At 66.7% G+C, this 6,215-nt stretch carries 5 protein-coding genes; all 5 read right to left on the bottom strand.

Annotated elements, in window-relative coordinates; genetic code table 11:
* Window positions 1–1,433: GNAT family N-acetyltransferase (locus VFP86_08665; protein HET8999702.1), on the bottom strand; the 1,433-nt coding region annotated here is incomplete at its 3' end.
* A gap of 143 nt (window positions 1,434–1,576) precedes the next feature.
* Window positions 1,577–3,991 carry a heavy metal translocating P-type ATPase gene (locus tag VFP86_08660; protein HET8999701.1) on the bottom strand — a complete coding sequence of 805 codons (2,415 nt, stop codon included), beginning with the start codon at window positions 3,989–3,991 and terminating at the stop codon, window positions 1,577–1,579.
* Between the two features lie 77 nt (window positions 3,992–4,068).
* The gene (locus tag VFP86_08655; GenBank protein HET8999700.1) at window positions 4,069–4,758 is read right to left on the bottom strand and encodes a CBS domain-containing protein; all 690 of its coding nucleotides are present in this window, start codon (window positions 4,756–4,758) and stop codon (window positions 4,069–4,071) included.
* 225 nt (window positions 4,759–4,983) lie between these two features.
* Window positions 4,984–5,688, bottom strand: a complete 705-nt coding sequence (locus tag VFP86_08650) for a response regulator transcription factor (GenBank protein ID HET8999699.1) — start codon at window positions 5,686–5,688, stop codon at window positions 4,984–4,986.
* A gap of 28 nt (window positions 5,689–5,716) precedes the next feature.
* On the bottom strand, window positions 5,717–6,202 hold the full coding sequence (locus VFP86_08645) for a universal stress protein (GenBank protein HET8999698.1): 486 nt from the start codon (window positions 6,200–6,202) through the stop codon (window positions 5,717–5,719).
* Window positions 6,203–6,215 lie beyond the last annotated feature (13 nt).

Genomic DNA, 6,215 nt, shown 5'->3' with positions numbered 1-6,215 from the left:
ATAATGCCGACCCGGCGGCCCTTCGGGGGCGGCTGACTCGCGAGGAGCGAGGCGACGTCGAACAGCTCCTCGAGCGTATCCGTCCGGATGACGCCGGACTGCCGAAATAGCGCGTCCACCGTGACGTCGGAGGCGGCCAGCAGCGCGCCCGTGTGGGACGAGGTTGCTCGAGCCCCAGCAGGGGACCGCCCGCTCTTCACGGCAATGATGGGCTTGGTCCGGGCAACCCGGCGGGCGATTCGAGAAAACTTCCGTGGGTTGCCGAACGATTCCAGATACAACAAGATGACATCGGTCCGCGGGTCGGACTCCCAATAATTGATGAGGTCGTTGCCGGAGATGTCGGCTTTGTTGCCGACGGAGACGAACGTCGAGAGTCCGAGTCCTAGCGAGTTTGCGTACTCGATGATCGCGAGGCCCAGGGCCCCGCTTTGCGACGAGAACCCGACGCGACCGGCCGGCGGTGTTTGAGGCGCGAAGGTGGCGTTGAGACGGACCCCGGGATCGGTATTGACGAGCCCCATGCAGTTCGGCCCGATCAGGCGCATGCCCGACGCCCGGCAGATCCTGATGAGTTCCGCCTGGCGCGCCAGCCCCTCTGGTCCTATCTCGGCGAACCCCGCCGAGATCACCACAAGCGCGCGGACGCCTTTCCGCGCGCATCGCTCCGCCTCGCTGACAACCTCGGGGGCCCGGACAGCCAGGACGGCCAGATCCACTGGACCGGGAATCGCCTCGATGCTGGCGTACGCTGGGACGCTCTGCACGACCGCAGCCTGCGGATTGACCGGGTAGACGGGGCCGGCGAACTCGTAATTGAGCAGGTTATGGAAGAGCTCGCCGCCGATCGTTCCGCGGCGGCGCGACGCCCCGATCACGGCGACGGCCCGCGGCGCGAAGAACAGCGTGAGGGCGTTCACCGCAGCCACCTGATCTCGCCGGTCAAACCGCTCGAGCGCATCCGCCGTCAACGACGTGGGGAAGGTGACGGTCAACTCTCCCGTGTCGAACTTGACGTCGGTGGGGAAGCCCGACTCTCGGAACACCGTTAGCATCTGGCGGTTCTCGTGCATGACAAAGGCCGTGAACTCCTGGATCCCGTGGATCGCTGCGACTTCCGCCAGATGCCCCAGGAGGATCGTCCCGAGTCCCCGGCCCTGGTACTGGTCGGCCACGGCAAACGCCACTTCGGCATCGGCATCGTTGATGGCGGCATACAGGGCGTGGCCGACGATCTGGTCCTCGGATCCCTTCGTCGCCACCACCCCGTATCGACGCGCGTAATCGACCCGCGCCTCTCGCCTGGCCATCTGGGCGAGCACGGTATCGGAGGCTGGGGAGAAAAACCTGAAAACCCGCGACTGTTCGGACAGCGAGCGGAGGAAAGCCAGCAGGCGAGGCTCGTCGTCCAGCCGGATTGGCCGGACGTGCACCGTTGATCCGTCCCGCAGGACCACGTCAGTGGCCCGATGCGAAGGGTATGCGGCGTGTACGTCATCCATGGCTGGGGATTCCCCCTGCCCCCTTACGCGTGCCTGGGTTCCAGGCTCCTTGCTTGGCGAGGCCCGCCGGGATCTCATTCTCCTTGGACCCTCGGAAGCCCTGACACGGGGGCCCGGAGGTCGCTCGCGGATGATCCCTGGGATATGGTTGGGACTGCCGCCAGGAGGCGGAGTCCGTTGAGGACCACGAGCACGGTGCTCCCTTCGTGCCCGACAACGGCAAGCGGAAGCCGAAGATGTCCGAGGAGGGTCGCGGTGACGAGCGTAACGATCACGCCAAGCGCGAAGATCAGGTTCTGGCGGATCACCTGCCTGGTCCTCCGGCTGAGGGCGACGGCATAGGCCACCTGCTTCAGGTCACTCGACATCAGGACGATGTCTGCCGTCTCGAGCGCCACATCCGTTCCCGCGGCGCCCATGGCGATTCCCACCGTCGCGGCGGCGAGCGCCGGGGCGTCGTTGATCCCGTCGCCCACCATGGCGACCTCGCCGAACTCCCGCCGCAACGCGTGGATTGTCTCGGCCTTCTCGTGCGGCAGCGTCTCGGCGCGGACATCGTCTGCCCCGACCTGTGCTCCGACGGCGTTGCCCACCGCTGCATGATCGCCGGTCAGCACGACCAAACGGCGGATCCCCAGGCTGCGCAGGGCCGCGCACGCCTCGGGAGCCTCCGGCCGAAGAGGGTCCGCGATGCCGATCGCGCCGAGCGCGCGAGATGACGCGACGAACACCGTCGTCTTTCCGCCTGCGGGGAGACGTTCGGCAGCATCCACCAGCGGCTCCGGGAGCACGATGCCGTGCTCTGCGAGGAGGCCTGCGGTCCCGATCACGATCGACTGGCCGCCCACCGCGCCCCGAATGCCTTTGCCCGTGACAGCCTCGAACGCCTTGGGCTCCGGGAGCGGCGCACGTGTCGCCCGAGCGGCTTCGACGATCGCAGAGCCCAACGGATGCTCCGACCTCTGCTCGAGGGCGGCAGCCAGCCGGAGGAGCTCCTCGGATGTGATCCCATGGGCCGGGATGACGTCCGTGACGCGGGGGCGCCCTAGGGTGAGTGTTCCGGTCTTGTCGAACGCAACGACCTTGACGCGCCCCATCCGCTCGAGGTGCACCCCGCCCTTGAACAGGATCCCCCGCCGGGCGCCATTGGTGATCGCAGCCAGGACCGTCGCAGGCGTGCCAACGACCAGCGCGCACGGTGAGGCCACGACGAGCAGGGTCATGGCCCGATAGAACATCGCCACGAACGGGCGGTGAAAGATCAGGGTGGGAAGGGTGGCCAGCGCCGCCGATGCCGCCAGCACCGCGATGGCGTAACCCTGCTGCAGCTGGTCGATCCGCTGCTGGGTCGTCGCCTTTTGTCCCTGCGCCTCCTCGACGAGGGCGATGATCTTCGCCAGCGTCGTCTCTTGGGGGAGCGTGGCGACCCGGACCTCGAGCGCGCCTGTGATGTTAATGGTCCCTGCGAACACCGGATCGCCCACCACCCGTCCCACAGGGATCGACTCCCCCGTGAGGGCGGATTGATCGATCGACGTCGTTCCCGCAAGGATGGTCCCATCGATGGGAATCCGAGCCCCGGGCTTCACCGCGATCACGTCACCGACCTCGAGGGCGTCCACCGGAACGTGGACCTCTCGGCCGTCCCGCAGCAGAACGGCGTCGTCCGGACGCAGCGCCATAAGCGCCCGGATCGCCCGCCTGGTGCGCTCCATCGCGTACGCCTCGAGCGTGGTGCTCAACGAGAACAGGCACAAGAGGATCGCACCTTCCTCCCAATAGCCGATCGTCGCGGCTCCCGCGGCAGAACCGAGCATCAGGACGTTGATGTCCAGAGCGCCACCCCGAATCGCCGCGCTCGCGGTGCGGGTCGCGCGCCAGCCTCCGGCGAGGTAGGCTGCGACGTAGGCTGCGATGGCCCACGGACCTGCCTTCAGTAGATGTTCAAGGACCGCTCCTACGATGAGGGCGAGGAATGCGCCTCCAGCGAGCAGGGCGAGCTCGTGTCTCGCCCACCACGAGGCGGCTTGATCCCCGCCGGTCGGGCGGACGGGCACCCCGAGATCGCTGAGACGCCGCCGGATCTGGGCCTCAGTGGCCGTCTGCGGGTCATAATCGACGGTGACCTGACCGGACGCGTACCGGACGGTGACGCCCAGCACGCCCGGGAGGCGCCGGAGGGCGCACTCTAGCGTCAGCGGGCAGGTCGAGCAGGGTAGGAGGTGTTCCACGCGCATCTCGGAGCGGGCGATCGTGTTAACATCGAGAAGCCGCGCAGCCAGGTGCGCCGCGAGCCGGTGCGCGTCTTCCCGCGACAGCGCCTGGGGATCGTAGCCGACCCGCAGCCGGCCCCCCTCAAGGTCGAGGATGAGATCCACCACGCCGGGGCCCTGGGGCGCCCGGTCCAGGGCAAGATTCAGGCGGCGGTGGTCCTTCGTCGCAGGGGCGCGAGGCAGCGCCGCCTCGACGTAGGCCGGAACGCCGGACATCACGCCGGCCGCGGGCGCCCGGGGTGTTGCACCGCGAACCTCAGGTATCATCGGAGAGCCTGAGGCTCAGGCGGATCTCACCTGATCACCTTCCCCAGGGCCAGATCGTCGATACGGAAGTCGAGCTGGTCGGCGTTCACGCCGACCACGCCGTCGATCGACTTGACCCAGCGGATGAAGAGATCACGATCGGTGCGGCGATCCACCTCTCCCGATACGGTGACGACGCCGTTCAGGCAGGTGATGGACAGATCCTTGGGATCGATCCACAGGTCGCGGGCCAGCACCTCGCGCACGGCCTCGAGGAGCGCCTGGTCGCCACGGGTGAACACCTTCAGAATATCCGCCCGCGTGACGATTCCTACGACGCGGCCATCCCGCACGATCGGGATCCTGTTCACATCCTGGGCGAGCATCAGGTGCGCGAGGTGGTGCGCGGTGGCGTCCTCGGTCGCCGCGACGACGTTCTCGGTCATTAGCACTCCCGCCGTCGTCCCCTCGGCCTTTCGGTGGCGGTCAAGGATCCGCTCCAGCCGCAGCGACGACCCGTGCCAGGGGATCAGCGCGGGCTGGGCGTGGGGTTCTTCTTCCTTGAGGAGGAGGTCGGCCTCGGTCACGATTCCGAGGAGGCGGCCGTCCTCGTCCACGACCGGCAGGCCGCTGATCCCGTGCTCCAGCATGATCGCCACAATATTTCGAAACGGGGTATCAGGGCTCACGGTGATCACCGGACTGCTCATGATTTCCTTTGCGATCGCCCGTTTCATCATCGTACCTCCTATCCGTCTCGTGGAGCCTGTCGGCTCTCGCCGTCGGTTCGCCGTCTACGCTCTCCCTTTCGAGTATGGCGGCGGATAGGACTACCCAGATATCCGTCGCCAAGACGAATGCCCATCGGGTCGTCAACCGATTCCAGCAGGGGCAAGATCCTGGCCGGAGCGGTCCCGGGTCATCAGAATCGCGGCGGGGTGGGTACCGGACCGACAGAAGGGTTACGGTTCGATGAGGCCCTTTCGAATCGCGTACCTGACGAGCATGGTGCGGTCGTGCAGGTTTAGCTTCTCCATGATGTGGGCCCGGTGCGTCTGGACCGTTTTCACGCTGATGTACAGTTTCTGGGCGATGTCCTGGTTGGTCGCGCCCTCGGCGACGAGGGTGAGGATCTCCTTTTCCCGTTCGGTGAGGCCGTCGTAGGTCTCGCGTCCTTCGCCGGCCTCCACGCGCTTGAGGTAATCCGCCACGACGGCTTTCGCCACGGAGGGATACAGGAACGCTTCCCCGCGCCGGGCGGCCCGGATCGCCTGGACGAGATCCGTCGCCGCCGCTCGCTTCAGGACGTACCCGGAGGCACCGGCCTTGAGCAACTGGAACACGTATGAGTCGTCCGAATGCATCGTCAGCGCGAGCGTGTGGGTGTCGGGGAGGGCGGCTTTGATCTGCTTCGTGGCCTCGATGCCGTTGATCCCCGGCATGCTGATGTCGAGCACCGCGACATCTGGCTTCAACTTCTTCGCCTGCTCGACGGCCTGAAGGCCATCCTCCGCCTCTCCCACGACCTCGAGGTCCGGCTCGGCCGTCAAGATTCTTTTGACGCCTTCGCGGACGATCGCGTGATCGTCCGCGAGGAGTACCCGAATCTTTCCGGTCTTGTTCGATGGCATGCCGTTCACCCTCGCGTTCCATTCGGATCTGGCCATAGAACTCCTCCGCGGAATCCGTGGCGGCCTAGGCGACCGCTACCGTCCGTGCTGGGGTGCCATCGGTTCGGATCGTCAGGACGGGGCTCGGGGAGACCCGGGCAACCCCTTCCGCGACGCTCCCATAGAGTAGCCGTCGCAGGCCGGATCGGCCGCGGATCGCCATCACGATGAGGTCGACCCCTTCGGTGTTGGTCACCTGCAGAATCATGTCGACGGGGGTTCCGATGACGGCGAGGAACCTCACGGATAGACCCTGCCGCATCGCGGCCGGCACCTGTCGGGCGAACCAGGACGCAAGCTGCATCCGAACGGTTCCCGCCGTCTGGTCGAGATACCGACCGTGTTGCTCAGCAGTCGCCCGCGGCTTCGGGACCGCCGTCATCAGGATCAGATTCGCTTGAAAGCCGTGAGCCAGCTCCGCCGCCTTGATGACGCCGGACAGCGACCCGAGGGAGAGATCCGTGGGCGCCAGAATCGTCTTGATGGCCGCCGAGCGTAACGTCCTCTTCACTTCCCTCACCTCC

It is taken from the genome of bacterium (assembly GCA_035703895.1).
Lineage (GTDB): Bacteria > Sysuimicrobiota > Sysuimicrobiia > Sysuimicrobiales > Segetimicrobiaceae > Segetimicrobium.
The sequence above is the reverse complement of the archived record's forward strand: the minus strand, read 5'-3'. Positions and strand labels throughout refer to the sequence as shown.